Annotated in this window: 15 protein-coding genes; 10 read left to right on the top strand and 5 right to left on the bottom strand. The window is 59.7% G+C overall.

The annotated features are described in order from the left end of the window. Positions 1–151 precede the first annotated feature (151 nt). The 4 genes from AC3WMT_RS08715 to AC3WMT_RS08730 all read left to right on the top strand — a co-directional run bounded on the left by AC3WMT_RS08715 (position 152) and on the right by AC3WMT_RS08730 (position 3,911). Positions 152–640 (top strand): DUF3015 domain-containing protein, encoded by a 489-nt coding sequence (locus AC3WMT_RS08715; protein WP_007909797.1) that lies wholly within the window; start codon positions 152–154, stop codon positions 638–640. A 305-nt stretch (positions 641–945) separates the two neighbouring features. After that, complete coding sequence (locus AC3WMT_RS08720; protein ID WP_103303609.1) at positions 946–2,799, top strand: Lnb N-terminal periplasmic domain-containing protein; 1,854 nt, start codon at positions 946–948, stop codon at positions 2,797–2,799. 214 nt (positions 2,800–3,013) lie between these two features. Beyond that, on the top strand, positions 3,014–3,370 hold the full coding sequence (locus AC3WMT_RS08725; RefSeq protein ID WP_103303610.1) for a hypothetical protein: 357 nt from the start codon (positions 3,014–3,016) through the stop codon (positions 3,368–3,370). 70 nt (positions 3,371–3,440) lie between these two features. Continuing rightward, complete coding sequence (locus AC3WMT_RS08730; protein ID WP_103303611.1) at positions 3,441–3,911, top strand: GreA/GreB family elongation factor; 471 nt, start codon at positions 3,441–3,443, stop codon at positions 3,909–3,911. A gap of 20 nt (positions 3,912–3,931) precedes the next feature. Here the strand turns inward: AC3WMT_RS08730 and gdhA are convergent, their stop codons facing one another. After that, positions 3,932–5,269, bottom strand: coding sequence for an NADP-specific glutamate dehydrogenase (gene gdhA, locus AC3WMT_RS08735; protein ID WP_103303612.1), 1,338 nt, complete (start codon positions 5,267–5,269; stop codon positions 3,932–3,934). Between the two features lie 374 nt (positions 5,270–5,643). Continuing rightward, a complete protein-coding gene (gene ettA / locus AC3WMT_RS08740; RefSeq protein WP_093434780.1) occupies positions 5,644–7,308 on the bottom strand; it encodes an energy-dependent translational throttle protein EttA in 1,665 nt (554 codons plus the stop codon). Between the two features lie 294 nt (positions 7,309–7,602). On the opposite strand from ettA, the gene morA reads away from it, so the two are divergent. From morA to AC3WMT_RS08765, 5 genes are all read left to right on the top strand, one after another. Further along, positions 7,603–11,451 (top strand): cyclic di-GMP receptor MorA, encoded by a 3,849-nt coding sequence (gene morA, locus AC3WMT_RS08745; protein ID WP_103303613.1) that lies wholly within the window; start codon positions 7,603–7,605, stop codon positions 11,449–11,451. A 239-nt stretch (positions 11,452–11,690) separates the two neighbouring features. Then, positions 11,691–12,944, top strand: a complete 1,254-nt coding sequence (glyA, locus tag AC3WMT_RS08750; protein WP_103303614.1) for a serine hydroxymethyltransferase — start codon at positions 11,691–11,693, stop codon at positions 12,942–12,944. Positions 12,945–13,220: 276 nt separating this feature from the next. Next, the gene (locus AC3WMT_RS08755; protein WP_103303615.1) at positions 13,221–14,534 is read left to right on the top strand and encodes a C4-dicarboxylate transporter DctA; all 1,314 of its coding nucleotides are present in this window, start codon (positions 13,221–13,223) and stop codon (positions 14,532–14,534) included. An 84-nt stretch (positions 14,535–14,618) separates the two neighbouring features. Continuing rightward, positions 14,619–15,323 carry a FadR/GntR family transcriptional regulator gene (locus AC3WMT_RS08760; RefSeq protein WP_103303616.1) on the top strand — a complete coding sequence of 235 codons (705 nt, stop codon included), beginning with the start codon at positions 14,619–14,621 and terminating at the stop codon, positions 15,321–15,323. A gap of 24 nt (positions 15,324–15,347) precedes the next feature. After that, entirely contained in the window at positions 15,348–16,058 is a 711-nt protein-coding gene (locus AC3WMT_RS08765; protein ID WP_103303617.1) for a GntR family transcriptional regulator, read from the top strand. 104 nt (positions 16,059–16,162) lie between these two features. Here the strand turns inward: AC3WMT_RS08765 and yjiA are convergent, their stop codons facing one another. The 3 genes from yjiA to AC3WMT_RS08780 all read right to left on the bottom strand — a co-directional run bounded on the left by yjiA (position 16,163) and on the right by AC3WMT_RS08780 (position 19,567). Continuing rightward, positions 16,163–17,134 (bottom strand): GTPase, encoded by a 972-nt coding sequence (gene yjiA, locus AC3WMT_RS08770; RefSeq protein WP_103303618.1) that lies wholly within the window; start codon positions 17,132–17,134, stop codon positions 16,163–16,165. A 153-nt stretch (positions 17,135–17,287) separates the two neighbouring features. Then, on the bottom strand, positions 17,288–17,485 hold the full coding sequence (locus tag AC3WMT_RS08775) for a YbdD/YjiX family protein (RefSeq protein ID WP_003228401.1): 198 nt from the start codon (positions 17,483–17,485) through the stop codon (positions 17,288–17,290). Between the two features lie 15 nt (positions 17,486–17,500). Continuing rightward, on the bottom strand, positions 17,501–19,567 hold the full coding sequence (locus AC3WMT_RS08780; RefSeq protein WP_103303619.1) for a carbon starvation CstA family protein: 2,067 nt from the start codon (positions 19,565–19,567) through the stop codon (positions 17,501–17,503). A 159-nt stretch (positions 19,568–19,726) separates the two neighbouring features. Here AC3WMT_RS08780 and AC3WMT_RS08785 point away from each other — a divergent pair, with 159 nt between their 5' ends. Beyond that, entirely contained in the window at positions 19,727–20,095 is a 369-nt protein-coding gene (locus AC3WMT_RS08785; RefSeq protein ID WP_103303620.1) for a PilZ domain-containing protein, read from the top strand. Positions 20,096–20,161 lie beyond the last annotated feature (66 nt).

Here is a 20,161-nt window from a genome sequence, read left to right on the forward strand (position 1 = left end):
TAAAAAATCACGGAACTGCGGGAACGTGCCTAAACTCCAAACTGCGCGGCTGGAACTAATACCGGCCCACTGGCTTCGTTTGGGTCTGTTTCGTACAGAGCTTGGGGGCCAGAACCCTGTCCATTGGTATGCACACAAAGAGAACAAAGCTATGAAACGGATTCTTCTCGGTACTCTCTTCACCGCTGTATCCATCAACGCAATGGCGCAAGCCCCGGGCGGCCCGGATTGCGGTTGGGGCAACATGCTGTTCGAAGGTCAGCGTGGCACCCCGGCGCATTTCCTCGCTTCCACCACCAACGGCACTTCCGGTAACGCCACCTTCGGCATGACTTCCGGCACCAACGGCTGCTCGACCAACGCATCGCTGACCTACGGCGGCAAATCCTGGTTTGCCATGAATGGCATGATGAACGAGCTGTCCGAAGACATGGCCAAGGGCAACGGCGAAGCGCTGACGACCTACGCCGTGGTACTGGGCGTGGCGCCGGAAGACCGTGCGCACTTTGCTGCCGTCACTCACGAGCACTTCCAGCAGATCTTCAGCAAGGCTGACGTGACCGCTGAAGACGTGCATACCAACACCCTGGCCGTTCTGAAATCAGACCCACGTCTGGCCAAGTACGCGACTCAGGCTTAAGCTCGGCCTCACCCGCTTCCTTCGGGAAGCGGGTTTTGTTTTTTGAACGTGCCCTTCCCGGGCAATACCAGAAAAGTCATGCTTGACGGTGACCTGTGGCGAGGGGATTTATCCCCGATCGGCTGCGAAGCAGTCGTGAAACCTTTGCATGCGGTGTATCTGATGCAATGGAGTTGCAGGGATGGGGGCTACTGCGTAGCCCATCGGGGATAAATCCTCTCGCCACGGGGTATGAGTTTCCCCGCTGACTGCTCGGTATTCCCGCCATTCGGGCTTTTGTTTCTTCCTTGTTTAAGTTGCCAACTATGCTCAAACGCCTTGCCTGGCTGGCGCTCTGTGTCTGCGCCCCGCTGTCCGCCGCGCCAAACATCGACCCTCAACGTTTGCAGCAACTGGCCAACGACCGTTTCTGGATTTCCCTCGGACACTACGAAACCGCCAAACTCGGCGGCTGGCGCAGCTATGTCAGCGACAGGAAATTCTTTCTCGCCCCTGATGGCAATGAGCACCCCGATCACGAACTGGCCGCTACGGTGCAGGCGCTGTACGCCCCGGCCAGCCTCGGCGAGCAACATGCACAATGCGTTTATCCCGCCCGTACCCGTTGGCTGAAGGCGCAACTAAACCTCACCGATCTGCCGACGCCCGCGTGCGCCGAGTACAAAAAGTGGTTCAAGGATGTCTCCCCGCACAGCGCTGTGATGATCTTCCCGGCGGCTTATCTGAACAGCCCGTCATCGATGTTCGGCCATACCCTGCTGCGCATCGATCAGGCTGACGTGCAAAGCGACAAGACCTCGCTGCTCAGTTACGCGATCAACTTCGGCGCCTATATCGAAGGTTCCGACAACAGCATTCTCTACGCTTGGAAAGGCTTGATGGGCGGCTATCCCGGCCTGTTCGCGCTGGTGCCGTACCAGGAAAAACTCTCCGAATACCGCAGCCTGGAAAACCGCGACCTGTGGGAATACCGGCTGAACCTGACGCAAGAAGAAACCGCACGCATGGTCGAGCATGTGTGGGAGTTGAAGCAGATCCAGTTCGACTATTTCTTCTTCGACGAAAACTGCTCGTATCGTCTGCTTGAACTGCTGCAAGTGGCGCGCCCGAGCCTGCGCCTGACCGAGCAATTCCCGCTGACCGCGATCCCCACCGACACGGTCAAAGCGGTGAAAGAGGCCGGGCTGGTGGAAAGCATCGAATACCGTCCTTCCCGCGAGCGTGAATTGCTCAGCCGTGCCGAGCCGCTGAGTGGCGAAGAACAGCAATGGGTATTGAAGGTCAGCGCCGATCAACAGCAGCTGCAAGACCCGGCCTTCAAAGCCCTGCCCCGCGCCCGCCAAGCCTTGATCATCGACGCGGCTTACCGCTTGGAACGCTATCGCGCCAACGGTCAGGAACGCGATCCGCAGCGGGCGCAACGGAGTTTCGAACTGCTGCGGGCGATCAATAAAAACCCGGCACCGGATCTGGAAATCCCACAACCCGGTCTGCCCGAAGACGGCCACGAATCACGCACCTGGCAGGCCGGAATCGGCACACGGGGCGATCGTGCTTTCGGCGAGTATGGCTTGCGCATGGCTTACCACGACCTGAACGACAACGCCGAAAGTTTCCCGCTGGGTGCGCAGATCGAAATCCTGCAGATGAAACTGCGCCAGTACGAAGGCAATCACTGGCAGTTCCAGCAACTCGATCTCGCGACCATTCGTTCGCTGACACCGCGCAATGAGTTGTTGCAGCCGCTGTCATGGCAAGTCACCGGCGGGCTTGAGCGTGTACCGGGCAAGCATGACGACGAAACGCTGGTCAGCCACGTCAATGGTGGCGGGGGTGGCACCTGGCAATTGGGCGAAGACGTGCTGGGTTTCGCCCTCGGTACGGTGCGGGTTGAACACAACAATGACTTCGCCGGTTTCATCGCTCCGGCGGCCGGCTTCAACAGTGGCGTGCTGTGGAAGAACCCGCTGGGCAATCTGAGTGTGGAGGCCAAGGGTGATTACTTCACCAACGGCGAAGTGCGCCGCAGCCTGAGCCTTAATCAGCAGTGGGAATTGTCGCGCAACCTTGGTTTGCGCCTGAGTGCGCAGCGTGAGTTCAGCCACGTCGCGACGCCAGAGACGGAAGTCATGCTCGAAGTGAAGTGGTATCACTACTGATCAGGCACATCGCAGAACCTGTGGGAGCGGGCTTGCCCGCGATAGCGGACTGTCAGCCGACAAAGATGTTGAGTCTGATGGCCTCATCGCGGGCAAGCCCGCTCCCACAGGGTTCTCCGGTGTTCAACGAAATACTTACATGTCTTTCACCAACGTCCGACGAATCCGCTTCTAGACTTTCCCTATCAGCCGTGTGACGGCGCGGGAGAGTGCGATGTGGCGGTGTGCGGGTTTGCTGGGGGTTTTGCTGTTGCTGGGTGGTTGCCAATCCACCCATGAAGATCTGATCGCCAAAGGTTATCCACCGGCCTTCGCCGACGGTTTCGATGACGGTTGTGTCAGTGGCCGGCAGGCTGCCGGTTCGATCAGCGGCGAGTTTCGCAAGAATGTGCCGCGCTATCTGAAGGACAAGCAATACGCCGACGGCTGGACCGATGGCTTCCGCCAGTGTCAGGCAATGCTGGAAAACAAGGATCGCGAAGACTACCGCAACGAACACTGGGACCAACGTGAGCGCGCCTGGCAGCAGCAGAAAGATCAGGACGCCGGGCGGGCCTATCGCTCGCAATAGGTCGCTTGCAGACATCCAGTGAAACCAAATGCCTGCGACCATGGCCAGACTCTATAAAGAGGAGGACACCATGAGCCGCGCTTTCGTCAACGAAGACAACGCCGCCGCGCAAGCCGATCAACCGGTCGAACGCCACGTCAGCGAACAGCCCAATTACGTCACGCCGCAAGGTCTGGCGCAGTTGCAGGCCAAAGTCGCCGAGCTGCAAGCGCTGCACGCCGAGCAATCGGCCAAGGGAGACCAGGCCGACAAACAACGCCAGGCCGATCTGGAGCGGGATTTGCGCTATTTCAATCAACGCCTGAGCAGCGCTCAGGTGGCTGTCGCCGCCACCTCCACCCACAAGGTGCAGATTGGCAGTTGGGTGACCTACGCCGACGAACACGACACCGAACGCCGGGTGCAACTGGTCGGTGAAGATCAGGCCGACGCCAGCAAAGGCCTGATCAATTGGGGCTCTCCGTTGGGCCGGGCATTGCTTGGCGCCCGGCTCAACGATGAGGTGCTGTGGCAGCGCCCCGCTGGCGATCAAGTGATTTAAGTGATCCGCATCGAACCGGCTTAAACCACGCCTTGGGCCAGCATCGCATCGGCGACTTTGACGAAGCCGGCGATGTTCGCGCCTTTGACGTAGTTGATCCGCCCGTTATCTTCGCCGTAATGCACGCACGCGTGGTGGATCGACTGCATGATCGCGTGGAGTTTGCTGTCGACCTCTCCGGCCGTCCACAACAGGCGCATGGCGTTCTGCGACATCTCCAGACCGCTCACCGCCACGCCGCCGGCATTCGATGCCTTGCCAGGCGCGAACAGAATCCCGGCCTCGATAAAGATATCCACAGCCTCCAGCGTGGTCGGCATGTTCGCGCCTTCGGCCACGCACACGCAACCGTTGCGCAGCAAAGTGCGAGCGGCTTCGGCGTCGAGTTCATTCTGAGTGGCGCATGGCAGCGCGATGTCGCATTGCAGCGACCACGGGTGCTGACCGGCGCGGAACTCCAGACCGAATGCCGTGGCCAATTCGCTGATGCGGCCGCGCTTGACGTTTTTCAGTTCCAGCAGCGCCAGCCATTGCTCTTCGCTCAGGCCTGCCTCGCAGTACAGCGTGCCTTCGGAGTCGGACAGCGAAATCACCTTGCCGCCCAGATCCATGACCTTGCGCGCCGCGTACTGCGCAACGTTGCCGGAACCGGAGATCGCCACGCGTTTGCCTTCGACGGTTTGCTCACGACGCTTAAGCATCTCTTCCGCGAAATACACGCAACCGAAACCGGTGGCTTCCGGGCGAATCAGGCTGCCGCCATACGTCATGCCTTTGCCGGTCAGCACGCTGGTGAACTGGTTGCTCAGGCGCTTGTACTGGCCGAAGAGGAAACCAATCTCCCGCGCGCCGACGCCGATGTCACCGGCCGGCACATCGACGTCCGAACCGATGTGACGGTACAGCTCACTCATGAACGCCTGGCAGAAACGCATGACTTCGGCATCGCTCTTGCCCTTCGGATCGAAGTCCGAACCACCCTTGCCGCCGCCCATGGGCAGCGAAGTCAGGGAATTCTTGAAGGTCTGTTCAAAGGCGAGAAACTTCAACACGCCCATGTTCACTGATGGGTGGAAACGCAAGCCGCCCTTGTACGGGCCGATGGCGCTGTTCATCTGAATGCGGAAACCGCGATTGACCTGAACCTTGCCTTGATCGTCGACCCACGACACGCGAAACACCACCGCTCGCTCCGGCTCGCAAATGCGTTCCAGAATCCCCGAGGTCAGGTAATGCGGATTGGCTTCGAGAAACGGCCACAGACTGCGCAGGACTTCTTCGACGGCCTGGTGGAATTCAGGCTGATCCGGGTCACGTTTTTTCAGCCGGGCGAGGAAGGATTCGACGGATTCGATCATGGGAAAAGTCTCGGCAAATTTATTGTCGTTGGAAGAGATTGAGCCGGACTGTAACAAACGAATTGCGCACAGGAACAGAGCAAAATGTCGCAGTTATGAAATTAAATGGTGCACAGGATATAAATCGGTTCGTTTTTTGCCCTGATTTCGCACCTGAATAGGGAGACGAAATTCAAGTCATGCACCAACAGTTACACCGCCATCGCTGGCAAGCCAGCTCCCACCGTTTCCAGCGGCGTTCACAAAAATCAGGGCATGACAAAAATCCTGTGGGAGCTGGCTTGCCAGCGATGAATCCCACTCGGTCAACCTGAAAACCCAGGCAAAAAAAAACGGAGCCCGAAGGCTCCGCTTTTTCATGCAACCAACCCGAATCAGGCCAGTTTCTTGTGACGTACCCGGTGTGGCTGGGCAGCTGCTTCGCCGAGACGCTTTTTGCGATCGGCTTCGTACTCGGTGTAGTTACCTTCGAAGAAGATCGCTTGCGAGTCGTCTTCGTACGCCAGGATGTGTGTCGCCACGCGGTCAAGGAACCACCGATCGTGAGAGATCACAATGGCGGCGCCCGGGAAGTCCAGCAGGGCTTCTTCCAGGGAACGCAGGGTTTCAACGTCGAGGTCGTTGGACGGTTCGTCGAGCAGCAGGACGTTGCCGCCCTCCTTCAGGGTCAGCGCCAGGTGCAGACGACCGCGCTCACCACCGGACAGGTCCTTGACGAACTTCTGCTGGTCGCCGCCCTTGAAGTTGAAGCGACCGACATAGGTACGCGACGGGATCTCGTAGTTGCCGATGCGAATCTGGTCGGAACCGTCGGAGATCTGCTGGAACACAGTCTTGCTGCCATCCAGGTCATCGCGGCTCTGATCGACGCAGGCCAGTTGCACGGTTTCGCCGACTTCGATGCTGCCCGAATCCGGTTGTTCCTTGCCCATCAGCATGCGGAACAGGGTCGACTTACCGGCACCGTTACCGCCGATCACGCCGACGATGGCGCCTTTAGGCATGGAGAACGACAGGTTGTCGATCAACACGCGATCGCCGTAGCCCTTGGTGACGTTCTTGAATTCGATGACCTTGTCGCCCAGGCGTGGACCGGCCGGGATGTAGATCTCGTTGGTTTCCGAACGCTTCTGGAATTCCTGCGATTGCATTTCTTCGAAGCGTTGCAGACGTGCCTTGGATTTCGACTGGCGGGCTTTGGCGCCTTTGCGCACCCACTCCAGTTCTTCCTTCATGGCTTTTTCGTGCGCCGACTGCTGCTTGGATTCAGCGGCCAGACGATCGGACTTGGCTTCAAGCCAACCCGAGTAGTTGCCTTCGTATGGAATGCCCGCGCCGCGGTCGAGTTCGAGAATCCAGCCGGCGACGTTGTCGAGGAAGTAACGGTCGTGCGTGATCGCTACCACGGTGCCCGGGAAGTCGTGCAGGAAGTGCTCCAGCCACGCAACGGAATCGGCGTCCAAGTGGTTGGTCGGTTCGTCGAGCAGCAGCATGTCCGGGGCGGACAGCAGCAGGCGGCACAGGGCCACACGACGCTTCTCACCACCCGACAGATGTTCTACTTTGGCGTCCCAGGCCGGCAGACGCAGCGCATCGGCGGCGACTTCCAGTTGGCGCTCAAGGTTGTGACCGTCGCTGGCCTGCAGGATCGCTTCGAGTTTGGCCTGCTCGGCGGCGAGTTTGTCGAAGTCGGCATCCGGATCGGCGTAAGCCGCGTAGACCTCGTCCAGACGCGCTTGCGCATCCTTGATCACGCTGACCGCTTCCTCAACCACTTCACGCACGGTCTTGGTCGGATCAAGTTGTGGCTCTTGCGGCAGATAACCGATGTTCAGGTCCGGCATCGGACGGGCTTCGCCCTCGAACTCGGTGTCGACGCCGGCCATGATTTTCAGCAGCGTGGACTTACCCGAACCGTTGAGGCCGAGTACGCCGATCTTGGCGCCGGGGAAGAAGGACAGCGAAATGTTTTTGAGGATTTCCCGCTTCGGCGGAACAACTTTGCCCAGCCGATGCATGGTGAAGACGTATTGAGCCATGGAGAACCTTGGGTCAGTGACAGATGAATGATTGGAGCGCAGGCGATGCCCGGCCAGGCCGATGCGCGTCGTTCACTTGATCACTTGTTGGCCATCAAGGCGTGCGCGCTAAAAAAACCTGAGTCTAGGAGCTGGAACGCTCCCGCGTAACCGGCAAAGCTACCTTAATGACGGAAGGCAGTCCAGCCGCGAGGGGCTGGCACTTCGCCACAACTCAAGGCATGCTAGCCGCCCTTCGGGCGTCCGGCTTATAGTGCACGTCGCGCCAGTCCAGCCAAACCGCAGGATTACAGCTTGTCCAACGTTACCCCGCCAGCTTCTGTGAGCGCGTCCAATCCGGGGACCGGCTCGCCCCTGCGCGGCACATTAAAGGGTGCGCTGGCGACGCTCGTGCTTTTGCTATTGGCGTTGCTGTTCTGGCAACTGCTTGACCAACTGCGCGAAACCCAGAAAAACCAGCGCCAGTACACCATCGACTACACCGCCGACCTCGCCTCGCAGGTCAGCCTGAACATGGCGCTGAACGCGCAAATCGCCCTCAATCTGCTACCGATCGTCGAACAACCGCAATCGGCCGACGAACAGCAGCAATTGCTACGCAAGCTCCAGCAATCGTTACCGGACTTGCGCAGTCTGGCGTTACTCAGCCCCTCCGGCAAAATCATCAGCGACAGCGCCGCCGACAGCTCCGACGCCGTCTACCTCACCGAACTGGTGCGGCGCAGCCATGCCCAGGCGCATTACTTCAGTAACGCCGACGACGGTTCGACGGTGCATCTGTTACTCCACCAGGCCAGTGGCAGCACCCGTGGTTATTGGGCCTTGCGCCTGACACCGACGTTCTTTGATTCACTGACCAAACAGAGTGAAACCGGACTGCGCCCGTTGTGGCTGGTGGAAAACCGCATCAACCACCAGATCATCAGTCGCGACGAAGCCCTGCCGTCGGCCAAACCCGGCGTCCTCAGCCCTGACGATCTGGCCAACACCGTGCTCACCGTGCCGCTGAGCAGCAGCGATTGGCAATTGCGCGGGCTGTTCGACCGCCAGCGTGTGCTCGAAGAACTGCTGCCGGCGTTCATCGGCAAATGCCTGCTGGGCCTGGCCTTCTCGATGCTGCCGGTGATCGCCTTGCTGAACATGCGCCGCCGTCAGCGCCAGGTGCATGAAGGGCGTCGACGTTATCAGGACATTTTCGAGGGCACCGGTGTTGCCCTTTGCGTACTTGATTTGTCCGGACTGAAACAGGTTTTCGAACGTGCGCAGATCCAGACCAGCGATCAGCTCAAGGCCTGGCTCGACCAACCGCAGCAGCGCCAGCAATTACTTCAGGAGCTGCGCGTCACCGAGGTCAATCAGGTGGCGCTGCAACTGCTCAACGTCAATTCCTGCGAGCACGCCTGGCAACTGTTGATCGACGGTCATCCGCACCGTCACTGCGCGATTGGCAACCAGGTGCTCGACGCCGTGCTCCAGCAGCAAAAGCAGCTGGAACTGGAAATCAAACTGCCGGACATCAACGGTCGCGACCAGCACCTGTGGATGGTCCTGCGCCTGCCCACCGAACAGCATGACTACAAAGCGGTAATCCTCAGCATCAACGACATCACCAGCCGCAAGCTGGTCGAGTTGTCGCTGCTGGAGCGCGAAGGCTTCTGGTCGGACGTGGTGCGTACCGTGCCGGATCACCTGTACGTGCAAGATGTGATCAGCCAGCGGATGATTTTCAGCAACCACCACCTCGGCCAGACCCTCGGTTACAACCGCTCCGAATTGCATCAGATGGGCGAATACTTCTGGGAAATTCTCCTGCACCCGGAAGACGCCGATTACTACCACCGCTCGCGGCAGATGCAGCGCCACGCCGGTTACAGTCAGTTGCTGCAATGTCAGTTACGTTTCCGTCATCGCGATGGCGAGTGGCGGCGCTTCGACATCCGTGAACAGGCACTGGCGCGCGACAAGCACGATCAGGTCACGCGCATCATCGGCGTGGCCAAGGACATCACCGAACAGATCGAGGCCAGCGAATCGCTGCGCGACAGCGAGCAGCGCTACCGCATGCTCGCCGAAAGCATCAGTGACGTGATTTTCTCCACCGACAGCAAGCTCTCGCTGAACTACGTCAGCCCCTCGGTGCAGGCGGTGCTGGGCTACGACGCCGAGTGGATTTTCCAGAACGGCTGGCAATCGACCATCGCCAATCCGCAGCAACTGAGTGGCATCTACAGCTTGATGGATCGGGTCAGCAAGGCGCTGGACAAACCCGAGCAACTGGCGCTGTTGCGCAATCAAGTGCAGACGCAACTGTTCCTGTTCGACTGCCTGCGCGCCGACGGCCGCAAGATCCCGATCGAACTGCGTCTGGTGTTGGTTTGGGATGAACACGGTGCGTTTGAAGGCGTGCTCGGTGTCGGTCGCGACATCAGCCAGCAACGCCGCGCCGAGAAAGACCTGCGCATGGCCGCCACGGTGTTCGAACACTCGACCTCGGCGATTCTGATCACCGACCCGGCCGGTTATATCGTCCAGGCCAACGAAGCGTTCAGCAGGGTCAGCGGTTACGCGGTGAGCGAGGTGCTCGACCAGTTGCCGAACATGCTCACCGTCGACGAACAGCAGGACGCGCACCTGCGCTACGTGCTCAAGCAATTGCACTTGCACAACACCTGGGAAGGCGAAGTCTGGCTCAAGCGCCGTAACGGCGAGCATTATCCGGCGTGGGTCGGCATCACCGCCGTGCTCGACGACGAAGGCGACCTGGCCAGTTACGTGTGTTTCTTCAGCGACATCAGCGAGCGCAAGGCCAGCGAGCAGCGCATCCATCGCCTCGCCTATTACGACGCCCTGACCCACCTGCCCAACCGCACGCTGTTCCAGGATCGCCTGCACACCGCGCTGCAATCGGCCGAACGGCAGAAGTCGTGGGTGGTGCTGATGTTCCTTGACCTCGACCGCTTCAAACCGATCAACGATTCCCTCGGCCATGCCGCCGGCGACCGCATGTTGAAAGACATGGCCACGCGCCTGCTGGCCTGCGTCGATGATGACGACACCGTGGCGCGCATGGGCGGCGATGAGTTCACCTTGCTCCTGCAACACCGCTCCAGCCGCGAGATGGCGCTGAACCGGGCGATTCATGTCGCCGAGCAGATTCTCGCCAGCCTCGTGCGTCCATTCGTACTGGAAAGTCGCGAGTTCTTCGTCACCGCGAGCATCGGCATCGCCCTGAGCCCGCAAGATGGCAACGAACTCAGCCAGTTGATGAAGAACGCCGACACCGCGATGTACCACGCCAAGGAGCGCGGCAAGAACAACTTCCAGTTCTATCAGGCCGACATGAACGCCAGTGCGCTCGAACGCCTGGAACTCGAAAGCGACCTGCGCCACGCCCTGGAGCAGAACGAATTCGTCCTGTATTACCAGCCGCAGTTCAGCGGCGACGGCAAACGCCTGACCGGCGCCGAAGCCTTGCTGCGCTGGCGCCATCCGCGTCGAGGGCTGGTGCCGCCGGGGGATTTCATTCCGGTGCTGGAAGAGCTCGGGCTGGTGGTGGACGTCGGCGACTGGGTGATCAGCGAGGCTTGCCGTCAGCTCAAGACCTGGCACCAGAACCGAGTGCGCGTGCCGAAGGTGTCGGTAAACATTTCCGCCAGGCAGTTCTCCGACGGCCAGCTCGGCACGCGAATCGCCACGATCCTGCGCGAAACCGGCCTGCCGCCGGCGTGCCTGGAGCTGGAACTGACTGAAAGTATTTTGATGCGTGAAGTCAGCGAAGCGATGCAGATTCTCGCCGGCCTGAAAAACCTTGGCCTGAGCATTGCGGTCGACGACTTTGGCACCGGTTACTCATCGCTGAACTACCTCAAGCAATTCCCGATCGACGTGCTGAAGATCGACCGCACCTTCGTCGACGGCCTGCCGTCCGGTGAGCAGGACGCGCAGATCGCCCGGGCAATCATCGCCATGGCCCACAGCCTGAATCTGGCGGTAATCGCTGAAGGCGTGGAAACCCATGAGCAACTGGACTTCCTGCGTGAGCATGGTTGCGATGAGGTTCAGGGGTATCTGTTCGGGCGGCCGATGCCGGCGAGCCGGTTCGAGGCGCAGTTCAGCAATGACGCGCTCTTCATGTTCGACTGAACATCTGCGGTGCGGCCTTCGCGAGCAGGCTCGCTCCCACAGGAATTGATGTCGATCACAAAATCGCAGGCCTGCCTCGATTACTGTGGGAGCTGGCTTGCCAGCGATGGGGCCAGCAAAAGCACCGCACATCTGTCATGAACGCCACTTGTCTGCGACATGATGTCGTTTCATATGCCATCCAAAACCCATTGGGTTAGAATGCCCCCCTTTTCTGCCCCCGATCCTTGAGGACCGCCATGTTCAGCCGTGATTTGACTATTGCCAAGTACGACGCCGATCTTTTTGCCGCCATGGAGCAAGAAGCTCAGCGCCAGGAAGAACACATCGAGCTGATCGCTTCGGAAAACTACACCAGCCCAGCGGTGATGGAGGCTCAAGGCTCGGTTCTGACCAACAAGTACGCCGAAGGCTACCCGGGCAAGCGTTACTACGGTGGTTGCGAGTTCGTCGACGTTGTTGAGCAACTGGCCATCGACCGCGCCAAAGAGCTGTTCGGCGCCGATTACGCCAACGTTCAGCCGCACGCCGGTTCGCAAGCCAACGCCGCTGTTTACCTGGCCCTGCTGCAAGGTGGCGACACCATCCTGGGCATGAGCCTGGCCCACGGTGGTCACCTGACCCACGGCGCCAGCGTTTCCTCCTCCGGCAAGCTGTACAACGCCGTGCAGTACGGCATCGACGCCAACGGCCTGATCGACTACGACGAAGTCGAGCGTCTGGCGGTTGAGCACAAGCCGAAAATGATCGTGGCCGGTTTCTCTGCCTACTCGCAGATCCTGGACTTCCCGCGTTTCCGCGCCATTGCTGACAAAGTCGGTGCCTACCTGTTCGTCGACATGGCTCACGTAGCCGGTCTGGTCGCCGCTGGCGTCTACCCGAACCCGGTGCCTTTCGCTGACGTCGTGACCACCACCACGCACAAGACCCTGCGCGGTCCACGTGGCGGCCTGATCCTGGCGCGCGCCAACGCCGAGATCGAGAAGAAGCTGAACTCCGCGGTATTCCCGGGCGCCCAGGGCGGTCCGCTGGAGCACGTGATCGCCGCTAAAGCGATCTGCTTCAAGGAAGCGCTGCAGCCTGAGTTCAAGGCCTACCAGGAACAAGTGGTGCTGAACGCCCAGGCCATGGCCGAAGTGTTCATCGAGCGCGGTTTCGACGTGGTTTCGGGCGGTACCAAAAACCACCTGTTCCTGCTGTCGCTGATCAAGCAGGACATCTCCGGTAAAGACGCCGACGCCGCTCTGGGCAAAGCGTTCATCACCGTGAACAAAAACTCCGTGCCAAACGATCCACGCTCGCCGTTCGTTACTTCCGGCCTGCGTTTCGGTACCCCGGCTGTGACCACTCGCGGCTTCAAGCAAGCCGAGTGCAAAGAGCTGGCCGGCTGGATCTGCGACATCCTGGCAGACCTGAACAACGAAGCGGTGATCGACGCCGTTCGTGAGAAAGTCAAAGCCATCTGCAAGAAACTGCCGGTATACGGCGCGTAATTGCGACGTTAAATCTGCAGCATGAAAAACCGGCCAAGTGATTGGCCGGTTTTTTTTCGCCTGAATTTTTTCAAACGCTTGAACCGCTCAAGAATGGGACTTACCGCACAACTGGTCAGACCGGTCATGCCAATTCGTCATTTTTCACTTGCGATCTCGAAAAAACAGCGCCTAGACTGCACCCGCACTGGACATACCGGTAAGACCACAATAATTAAGTCCTGAATCTGATGCGCCAAGCGCACGGCAGCCAGGACACCGACCAGGATTCCTCCCATGCTCAGATGGTGCTCCCGTTCAATCTTCCTCCAAGTGGTTCTCGGACTGATGCTCGGCATCGTCTGCGGGCTGACCCTTCCTGAATACTCGGCCCAGCTCAAACCGCTCGGCGACGGTTTCATCAAACTGATCAAGATGCTCATCGGCCTGATCGTGTTCTGCGTGGTGGTCAGCGGCATCAGTGGCGCGGGCGATCTGAAGAAGGTTGGCCGGATCGGTCTCAAATCGGTGATCTATTTTGAAGTGTTGACCACCATCGCGCTGGTGATCGGCCTGGTATTCGCCTTCAGCACCGGCATCGGCAGCGGCGCGAATATCCATCTGGAGCAGCTGTCCGCCGCCGACATGGGCGACATCGCCGAGCGCGGTCAACACATGCACACCACCACGCAGTTCCTGATGGATCTGATCCCGACTTCGGTGATCGGCGCATTTGCCGACAACAACATCCTGCAAGTGCTGCTGTTTTCGGTGCTGTTCGGCAGTGCGTTGAATCTGGTCGGTGAAGCGGCGTCGGGCATCTCGCGACTGATCAACGAACTGAGCCACGTGATCTTCCGGATCATGGGCATGATCGTGCGTCTGGCGCCAATCGGCGTATTCGGCGCCATCGCCTTCACCACCAGCAAATATGGCCTCGACTCGCTGCAACATCTGGGCAGTCTGGTCGGCCTGTTTTATCTGACCTGCATCGCGTTCGTCAGCGTGATTCTCGGTCTGGTGATGCGCGCCTCCGGCCTGCGCATGTGGCCGCTGCTGAAATATCTGCGCGAAGAATTGCTGATCGTCATGGGCACCGCGTCCTCCGATGCCGTGCTGCCGCAGATCATGCGCAAACTTGAACACTTGGGTATCGGCAGCTCGACCGTCGGCCTGGTGATCCCCACGGGCTACTCGTTCAACCTCGACGGTTTCTCGATCTACCTCACCCTGGCCATCGTGTTCATCGCCAACGCGACCGGCACGCCGCTGGCCATGACCGACCTGCTGACGATTCTGCTGGTGTCACTGATCACTTCCAAAGGCGCCCACGGGATTCCCGGTTCGGCGCTGGTGATTCTCGCGGCGACGCTGACGGCGATCCCGGCGATTCCGGTGGTCGGTCTGGTGCTGGTGCTGGCGGTGGACTGGTTCATGGGCATCGGCCGGGCACTGACTAACCTGATCGGCAACTGCGTCGCCACCGTGGCCATCGCCCGTTGGGAAAAAGACATCGACGTACAACGAGCCAACAAAGTACTGAGCGGCCAGCAGGGCTACACCTTTCAGCCGCGTAAAACAGCAACTCCGGCGCACCAGCAAGAGTTCTGATTTTCAACCCTGCCGGGATGGCCGCTGGCTGTGATCTTTTGATCTGGCTTGCGGCGTCTCTCGCAGGCACATGGAGCTAGACCAGTGATAACCACATCAACCGTCGTCAACTCAGTCGTAGAAAAACTCCGCGCGGCATTGGCCCGTGGTCAGTGGCGCTCCGGCGACATGCTGCCGGGTCAGCGCGAATTGGCCGAACAACTGGGCATCAGCCGCCCAAGCCTGCGCGAAGCGGTGATCGTCCTGGAAACCCTCGGCCTCGTCCGCTCGATGCCGGGCAAAGGCGTGGTGGTGCTCGACGCGCAACTGAGCGACAGCCAAAGCCACGACAGCGCAGTGGCCGGCGCCAGCCTCGAAGACGTGCTGCAACTGCGTTATACCCTTGAACCGTTCATCGTCGGCCTGGTTGCACAGTCGATCAGCAGCAAGGAAGTCGGCCAGTTGCGCCTGACCTTGATGGACATGCGCGAAGCCCTCGACGCGGGCGACAGCGAAGCCGGGGTCAGCGCCTACATCGCGTTCCATGAGGAACTGTTCACCCTGACCTCGAACCCGATTTTCCAGAGCGTGGTGCAGCAGACCAGCAATGCCCTCAAGCAGAGCGCCGAAGTGCTGCGCAACTCCCCGGAACACCTCGCCGAACGCCTCGAAGAAAACGAAGCCGTAGTGCGTGCAATCCGCAGCAAGAACAGCGCCCAGGCCAGCGCCGAAATGCGCCGGCACATTCTGCGCGAAGGTCAGCGCATGGGCATCGAGCTGAACATTCCGGAAGACAACTTGAGCAACTGAATTTCTTCACACTGGAGACCGGCCATGAACAGTCTTGCCACGCCGTCGCACAACCGCCAGATGTCGACTGCCCTGCCCTTCTCCCGCCTGCGAGCGCCGGTGGAGGATCTGTATCCACGGCTGTTCGATGCAATTCTGGAACAACGTATCGCACCCGCCAGCCGCTTCACCGAAGAGAGCCTCAAGCAGATGTTCGGTGTCAGCCGCGCAGATGTGCGGCGGGCGCTGACGCAGTTGGCACATGAGCACATCATCGTGCTGCGCGCCAATCACAGGCCACGCGTTGCCGAGCTGGACGCGGAGCACACAAGGCAGACGTTGCATGCCCGGCGACTTGCCGAAAGCACGCTGGTGCGGCTGGCTTGTCAGCGGCCGTCGGTTGAAGGGCTCAAGCGCCTGCGCGCCTTGATCGAACGTGAGCGTCAGGCCGTCGAGCAGGATCGGCGTGGCGCGGCCATTCGCTTGTCGGGGGAGTTTCATCTGCAATTGGCGCAGATGGCAGGAAATGCACCGTTGGCGCATTTTCTGCGAAGTCTGGTGCCGCTGACGTCGCTGGCAATTGCAAGGAGTTCGCGGAACACGCACAGCTGTTGCGCGTGGCAGGAGCATGTGGCGATTGTCGAGGCGATGGAATGTGGCGATGCTGCCAAGGCCGGGTTGCTGATGAATCGGCATCTGGATCATCTGGAGCAAGCCCTGCTGAGTTCACCCCTTGGGCATTGTGTTGCCGGGTAAATCGCTATCGCTGGCAAGCCAGCTCCCACAGGGTTCGAGCCCACCGCTAGAACTGTGGGAGCGGGCTTGCCCGCGATGGCGTCATCACGGGCACCGAGCAGCCCTCAGCCCGCCGCTACCCGCGCAAACCCCGCCCGAATTTTCTCTTCCGGCAGATCATCGGCAATAAACACAATCACACTTTCCCGCACCTCACCCTCGGCCCACTCGGTGTCCCAGTCGAAGCCGTACAACTTCAGAACGCCTTGGAATACCAACCGCCGATCTTCCCCGGCAATGTTCAGCACGCCCTTGTAACGCAGCAATTGCTTGCCGTGCTCTTCCAGCAATTCATTCATGAACTCGCTGAGCTGATCGATATCCAGCGGCTGATCGGTGCGCAGCACCAGACTGGAGATGCGATCGATGGACGGTGCTTTGCTCACCGGCCGCAGGCTCAACCCGCCGCCAAGGTCGGCATTGAGATTGAAGCCACGTACGTCGAGCAGTTCGGCCAGATCGATGTTGCCGTGCTGGACCACGCGGATCGGCGCGCGGCGGTTGATTCGGGTCAGACGCTCGCTCAACGCCGTGAATGCGGCTTCGTCGACCAGATCGGTCTTGCTTACTAGCAAGCGGTCGGCGAAACCAATCTGCGCCTGGGCGATGGTCTGGGTCAGATGATGCTCGGCGTGCGCGGCATCGACCAGCGTGATGATGCCGTCGAGCAGATAACGCTCGCGCAATTCTTCGTCGATAAAGAAGGTCTGCGCCACTGGCGCCGGATCGGCCAGGCCGGTGCATTCGATCACCAGGCGATCAAAGGCAATTTCGCCGCTGTCCAGCCTTTCGAGCAGCAAGTACAGGGCTTTGGTCAGATCAGTGTGGATGGTGCAGCAGACGCAGCCGTTGGCCAACGTCATGACTTGCACCGGCTCGTCGCCCAACAACTGGGTGTCGATACCGGCGTCGCTGAATTCGTTTTCGATCACGGCGATTTTCAGGCCGTGCTCGGCTTTCAACAGATGGCGCAGCAAGGTGGTCTTGCCCGCGCCGAGGAAACCGCTGAGTACCGTTACAGGTATGGGAGAAGACAAAACACGATCTCCTGAAAGAAACACAAAAACAAATGTGGGAGCGAGCCTGCTCGCGAAGGGGTCGTGTCAGTCGACATCATTGCTCGATGACACACCGCTTTCGCGAGTAAGCCCGCTCCCACAGGGGGATTGCATCAACCGAAGGCTGTCAGCTCAACAGCACTTCGGCCCACCCTTGCCACCGTAACGGGCTTCCTGACGTTCGCGAAAGAACATCTCATAGCTCATCACCGGTTTGTCCGGGTGCTTGGTTTGCATATGCTCGACGTAGGTGTCGTAGTCAGGCATGCCGACCATCAGGCGCGCAGCCTGACCGAGGTATTTACCGAGGCGACTCAGGTCATTGAACATGCTGCAATCCTCTGGTTACGCATCCGGCAGAGCCTGGAATGGCGATTCTTTGTCCGTACGCTCTTTTTTGCCCCAGGCGGCGATGCCGACCTTGAGTGCATAGAACAGGATGCTGAACACCACAAACAGGAACAGCGCGGTCAGCGTTGCGTTGGTGTAAGCGTTGAAGATCACGTGCTGCATCTGCTCAACGCTTTTTGCCGGTGCCAACACCTGACCATTGGCCAGCGCATCGCTGTATTTCTTGGCCAGCGACAGGAAGCCGATCGCCGGGTTGGCGTCGAACAGTTTGATGAAGCCTGCAGTCGTGGTGCAGATCAGCAGCCAGGTGGCTGGCAGCAGAGTGACCCAAATGTAGCGCTGACGCTTCATTTTGATCAGGACCACGGTGCCGAGCATCAGCGCGATACCGGCGAGCATCTGGTTGGAGATACCGAACAGTGGCCACAGGGTGTTGATACCGCCCAGTGGGTCGATCACGCCTTGGTACAGCAGCCAGCCCCACATCGCCACACAACCGGCGGTGGCGATCAGGTTGGCGGTCCACGATTCGGTACGTTTCAGCGCCGGAACGAAAGAGCCGAGCAGATCCTGCAACATGAAACGCCCGGCACGGGTGCCGGCGTCTACCGCAGTCAGGATAAACAGCGCTTCGAACAGGATCGCGAAGTGGTACCAGAACGCCATGGTGTTTTCACCCGGCAGGACACTGTGCAGGATCTGCGCGATACCGACCGCCAGGGTCGGCGCACCACCGGCACGGGCCAGGATGGTGGTTTCACCGATGTCATGCGCTACGGCTTGCAGCGCTTCCGGCGTAATCGCAAAGCCCCAACTGGAAACCACTTGCGCAACAGACACCACATCACTGCCGACGACGGCGGCCGGGCTGTTCATGGCGAAGTACACGCCAGGCTCGATCACCGAGGCAGCGACCATGGCCATGATGGCGACGAACGACTCCATCAGCATGCCGCCGTAACCGATGTAACGGGCGTTGGTTTCGTTATCCAGCAGCTTCGGCGTGGTGCCCGAAGAAATCAGCGCGTGGAACCCGGACACCGCACCGCAAGCGATGGTGATGAACAGGAACGGGAACAGGCCGCCCTTCCACACCGGGCCGGTGCCGTCGACGAACTGGGTCAGCGCGGGCATTTTCAGTTCGGGCATGGTCACCAGAATGCCGATCGCCAGAGCGATGATGGTGCCGATTTTCAGGAAGGTGGAGAGGTAGTCACGCGGCGCCAGAATCAGCCAGACCGGTAGCGACGCAGCGACGAAACCGTAGCCGACCAGCATCCAGGTAATTTGCACACCGGTGAAAGTGAAGGCCTTGGCCCACACCGGATCAGCGGCAATCTGCCCACCCAGCCAGATCGAACCCAGCAGCAGCAACACGCCGACCACGGAGATCTCGCCAATGCGGCCCGGACGGATGTAGCGCATGTATATGCCCATGAACATCGCGATCGGGATGGTTGCCATCACGGTGAAGATGCCCCACGGGCTCTCGGCCAGTGCCTTGACCACGATCAGCGCCAGCACCGCGAGGATGATGATCATGATCAGGAAGCAGCCGAACAGGGCAATGGTGCCGGGGACCCGGCCCATTTCTTCACGCACCATATCGCCCAGGGAACGGCCGTTGCGACGGGTCGACATGAACAGAACCATGAAGTCCTGCACCGCGCCCGCCAGCACCACGCCGGCAATCAGCCACAGCGTGCCGGGCAAGTAACCCATCTGCGCCGCCAGTACCGGGCCGACCAGAGGTCCCGCGCCAGCAATCGCTGCGAAGTGGTGACCGAAGAGAATGTGTTTGTTGGTCGGAACGTAGTCCAGACCGTCATTGTTGAGCACGGCGGGGGTGGCCCGACGCGGATCGAGCTGCATCACATTGTTTGCGATGAACAGGCTGTAGTAACGGTACGCAACCAGATAGATGGCCACGGCAGCGACCACAATCCACAAGGCGTTGATCGCCTCGCCTCGGCGCAATGCCACTACGCCCAGGGCGCACGCTCCTACGATTGCCAGCACTAGCCAGGGTAAGTGGCGTAGCAGGCTATTATTATTTTTCATTTTATTATTCCAGCCAGGGTGGACAAGAAAGACAGCCACCCCGAGTTTAGCGCTTACGGCGCCAAAGGCCATACCCCGACATTGGTCTAGACGCTTTACTGGTTGGCTCGCCCCCGCTTGCGGGGTCTATAGTCAGCAAACCTTCAGGAGGATTGCGCCATGAGCGAGCACCCTGCAAATCGTCGACGCTTCAAACGAATTGCGTTCGATGCCAGAACCGAATTACGCCAGGGTGAATATATCTGGCAGGTGAAGCTGATCGATCTGTCACTCAAGGGACTGTTGATCGAGAAGCCTGAGCCATGGCTGGGCATTGCCGAGAACACTTTCCATGTCGACATCCATCTGAGTGAAGACGTCCATATCGAAATGGATGCGCAGCTTAAACACGATGATCACGGACAGCTCGGCTTCGTCTGCCAGCACATTTCTCTTGATTCGATCCAACGCTTGCGGCGGTTGATTGAACTCAATCTGGCTGACGAAGCCGAGCTGGAACGCGAACTTGGCGCCCTGATCGAAATCTAGTGCCAACACAAATCAATGCCCTGAGGCGGGCTCTGTGGCGAGGGGATTTATCCCCGATGGTCGCGT

The organism is Pseudomonas sp. FW305-7, assembly GCF_058786735.1.

Excerpts from the sequence above, each read along its gene's own strand:
- AC3WMT_RS08715 (WP_007909797.1), top strand. The coding sequence starts at position 152 with ATGAAACGGATTCTTCTCGGTACTCTCTTCACCGCTGTATCCATCAAC.
- AC3WMT_RS08720 (WP_103303609.1), top strand. The coding sequence starts at position 946 with ATGCTCAAACGCCTTGCCTGGCTGGCGCTCTGTGTCTGCGCCCCGCTG.
- AC3WMT_RS08725 (WP_103303610.1), top strand. The coding sequence starts at position 3,014 with ATGTGGCGGTGTGCGGGTTTGCTGGGGGTTTTGCTGTTGCTGGGTGGT.
- AC3WMT_RS08730 (WP_103303611.1), top strand. The coding sequence starts at position 3,441 with ATGAGCCGCGCTTTCGTCAACGAAGACAACGCCGCCGCGCAAGCCGAT.
- gdhA (WP_103303612.1), bottom strand. The coding sequence starts at position 5,269 with ATGATCGAATCCGTCGAATCCTTCCTCGCCCGGCTGAAAAAACGTGAC.
- ettA (WP_093434780.1), bottom strand. The coding sequence starts at position 7,308 with ATGGCTCAATACGTCTTCACCATGCATCGGCTGGGCAAAGTTGTTCCG.
- glyA (WP_103303614.1), top strand. The coding sequence starts at position 11,691 with ATGTTCAGCCGTGATTTGACTATTGCCAAGTACGACGCCGATCTTTTT.
- AC3WMT_RS08755 (WP_103303615.1), top strand. The coding sequence starts at position 13,221 with ATGCTCAGATGGTGCTCCCGTTCAATCTTCCTCCAAGTGGTTCTCGGA.
- AC3WMT_RS08765 (WP_103303617.1), top strand. The coding sequence starts at position 15,348 with ATGAACAGTCTTGCCACGCCGTCGCACAACCGCCAGATGTCGACTGCC.
- AC3WMT_RS08775 (WP_003228401.1), bottom strand. The coding sequence starts at position 17,485 with ATGTTCAATGACCTGAGTCGCCTCGGTAAATACCTCGGTCAGGCTGCG.
- AC3WMT_RS08780 (WP_103303619.1), bottom strand. The coding sequence starts at position 19,567 with ATGAAAAATAATAATAGCCTGCTACGCCACTTACCCTGGCTAGTGCTG.
- AC3WMT_RS08785 (WP_103303620.1), top strand. The coding sequence starts at position 19,727 with ATGAGCGAGCACCCTGCAAATCGTCGACGCTTCAAACGAATTGCGTTC.